This is a genomic window from Pseudomonas sp. BF-R-01 (genome assembly GCF_019946615.1).
GTDB classification, from domain to species: domain Bacteria; phylum Pseudomonadota; class Gammaproteobacteria; order Pseudomonadales; family Pseudomonadaceae; genus Aquipseudomonas; species Aquipseudomonas migulae.
Genome location: NZ_JAGYFX010000204.1, coordinates 1 through 3349, shown reverse-complemented (window position 1 = coordinate 3349; position 3349 = coordinate 1). Strand labels below are relative to the sequence as shown.

2 rRNA genes are annotated in these 3349 nt (G+C 50.7%); both read left to right on the top strand.

Annotated features, from left to right (window positions below):
• Positions 1–176 precede the first annotated feature (176 nt).
• Positions 177–3070, top strand: a 23S ribosomal RNA gene (locus KGB27_RS31155).
• Between the two features lie 147 nt (positions 3071–3217).
• Positions 3218–3333: ribosomal RNA gene (gene rrf / locus KGB27_RS31150) — 5S ribosomal RNA — on the top strand.
• The last annotated feature ends 16 nt before the right edge of the window (positions 3334–3349 follow it).

Below are 3349 nucleotides of genomic sequence, written 5' to 3'. Positions count from 1 at the left end.
TTGATTTCTAGTCTTTGACTAGATCGTTCTTTAAAAATTTGGGTATGTGATAGAAAGATAGACTGGATAACACTTTCACTGGTGTTTATTCAGGCTAAGGTAAAATTTGTGAGTTTAATCGCGAATTTTCGGCGAATGTCGTCTTCACAGTATAACCAGATTGCTTGGGGTTATATGGTCAAGTGAAGAAGCGCATACGGTGGATGCCTTGGCAGTCAGAGGCGATGAAAGACGTGGTAGCCTGCGAAAAGCTTCGGGGAGTCGGCAAACAGACTTTGATCCGGAGATGTCTGAATGGGGGAACCCACCTAACATAAGTTAGGTATCTTAAGCTGAATACATAGGCTTAAGAAGCGAACCAGGGGAACTGAAACATCTAAGTACCCTGAGGAAAAGAAATCAACCGAGATTCCCTTAGTAGTGGCGAGCGAACGGGGACTAGCCCTTAAGTGGCTTTGAGATTAGCGGAACGCTCTGGAAAGTGCGGCCATAGTGGGTGATAGCCCTGTACGCGAAAATCTCTTAGTCATGAAATCGAGTAGGACGGAGCACGAGAAACTTTGTCTGAATATGGGGGGACCATCCTCCAAGGCTAAATACTACTGACTGACCGATAGTGAACTAGTACCGTGAGGGAAAGGCGAAAAGAACCCCGGAGAGGGGAGTGAAATAGATCCTGAAACCGTATGCGTACAAGCAGTGGGAGCCCACTTTGTTGGGTGACTGCGTACCTTTTGTATAATGGGTCAGCGACTTATTTTCAGTGGCGAGCTTAACCGAATAGGGGAGGCGTAGCGAAAGCGAGTCTTAATAGGGCGTCTAGTCGCTGGGAATAGACCCGAAACCGGGCGATCTATCCATGGGCAGGTTGAAGGTTGGGTAACACTAACTGGAGGACCGAACCGACTACCGTTGAAAAGTTAGCGGATGACCTGTGGATCGGAGTGAAAGGCTAATCAAGCTCGGAGATAGCTGGTTCTCCTCGAAAGCTATTTAGGTAGCGCCTCATGTATCACTGTAGGGGGTAGAGCACTGTTTCGGCTAGGGGGTCATCCCGACTTACCAAACCGATGCAAACTCCGAATACCTACAAGTGCCGAGCATGGGAGACACACGGCGGGTGCTAACGTCCGTCGTGAAAAGGGAAACAACCCAGACCGTCAGCTAAGGTCCCAAAGTTATGGTTAAGTGGGAAACGATGTGGGAAGGCTTAGACAGCTAGGAGGTTGGCTTAGAAGCAGCCACCCTTTAAAGAAAGCGTAATAGCTCACTAGTCGAGTCGGCCTGCGCGGAAGATGTAACGGGGCTCAAACCATACACCGAAGCTACGGGTATCATCTTCGGATGATGCGGTAGAGGAGCGTTCTGTAAGCCTGTGAAGGTGAGTTGAGAAGCTTGCTGGAGGTATCAGAAGTGCGAATGCTGACATGAGTAACGACAATGGGTGTGAAAAACACCCACGCCGAAAGACCAAGGTTTCCTGCGCAACGTTAATCGACGCAGGGTTAGTCGGTCCCTAAGGCGAGGCTGAAAAGCGTAGTCGATGGAAAACAGGTTAATATTCCTGTACTTCTGGTTATTGCGATGGAGGGACGGAGAAGGCTAGGCCAGCTTGGCGTTGGTTGTCCAAGTTTAAGGTGGTAGGCTGGAATCTTAGGTAAATCCGGGATTCTAAGGCCGAGAGCTGATGACGAGTGTTCTTTTAGAACACGAAGTGGTTGATGCCATGCTTCCAAGAAAAGCTTCTAAGCTTCAGGTAACCAGGAACCGTACCCCAAACCGACACAGGTGGTTGGGTAGAGAATACCAAGGCGCTTGAGAGAACTCGGGTGAAGGAACTAGGCAAAATGGCACCGTAACTTCGGGAGAAGGTGCGCCGGTGAGGGTGAAGGACTTGCTCCGTAAGCTCATGCCGGTCGAAGATACCAGGCCGCTGCGACTGTTTATTAAAAACACAGCACTCTGCAAACACGAAAGTGGACGTATAGGGTGTGACGCCTGCCCGGTGCCGGAAGGTTAATTGATGGGGTTAGCTAACGCGAAGCTCTTGATCGAAGCCCCGGTAAACGGCGGCCGTAACTATAACGGTCCTAAGGTAGCGAAATTCCTTGTCGGGTAAGTTCCGACCTGCACGAATGGCGTAACGATGGCGGCGCTGTCTCCACCCGAGACTCAGTGAAATTGAAATCGCTGTGAAGATGCAGTGTATCCGCGGCTAGACGGAAAGACCCCGTGAACCTTTACTATAGCTTTGCACTGGACTTTGAATTTGCTTGTGTAGGATAGGTGGGAGGCTTTGAAGCGTGGACGCCAGTTCGCGTGGAGCCATCCTTGAAATACCACCCTGGCAACTTTGAGGTTCTAACTCAGGTCCGTTATCCGGATCGAGGACAGTGTATGGTGGGTAGTTTGACTGGGGCGGTCTCCTCCTAAAGAGTAACGGAGGAGTACGAAGGTGCGCTCAGACCGGTCGGAAATCGGTCGTAGAGTATAAAGGCAAAAGCGCGCTTGACTGCGAGACAGACACGTCGAGCAGGTACGAAAGTAGGTCTTAGTGATCCGGTGGTTCTGTATGGAAGGGCCATCGCTCAACGGATAAAAGGTACTCCGGGGATAACAGGCTGATACCGCCCAAGAGTTCATATCGACGGCGGTGTTTGGCACCTCGATGTCGGCTCATCACATCCTGGGGCTGAAGCCGGTCCCAAGGGTATGGCTGTTCGCCATTTAAAGTGGTACGCGAGCTGGGTTTAGAACGTCGTGAGACAGTTCGGTCCCTATCTGCCGTGGACGTTTGAGATTTGAGAGGGGCTGCTCCTAGTACGAGAGGACCGGAGTGGACGAACCTCTGGTGTTCCGGTTGTCACGCCAGTGGCATTGCCGGGTAGCTATGTTCGGAATAGATAACCGCTGAAAGCATCTAAGCGGGAAACTAGCCTCAAGATGAGATCTCACTGGGACCTTGAGTCCCCTGAAGGGCCGTCGAAGACTACGACGTTGATAGGTTGGGTGTGTAAGCGCTGTGAGGCGTTGAGCTAACCAATACTAATTGCCCGTGAGGCTTGACCATATAACACCCAAGCAATTTGACTACTCGAAAGAGCATCAGATTGCGGTGTGTGAAGACGCAATGAACCGAAAGTTCGAGAAGCAAACACACAAACTATCGCATACCCAATTCGCTGGAACGTCGCAAGACGCGTCAGCTCAAGAATTTCTTGACGACCATAGAGCATTGGAACCACCTGATCCCATCCCGAACTCAGCAGTGAAACGATGCATCGCCGATGGTAGTGTGGGGTTTCCCCATGTGAGAGTAGGTCATCGTCAAGATTAAATTCCGAAACCC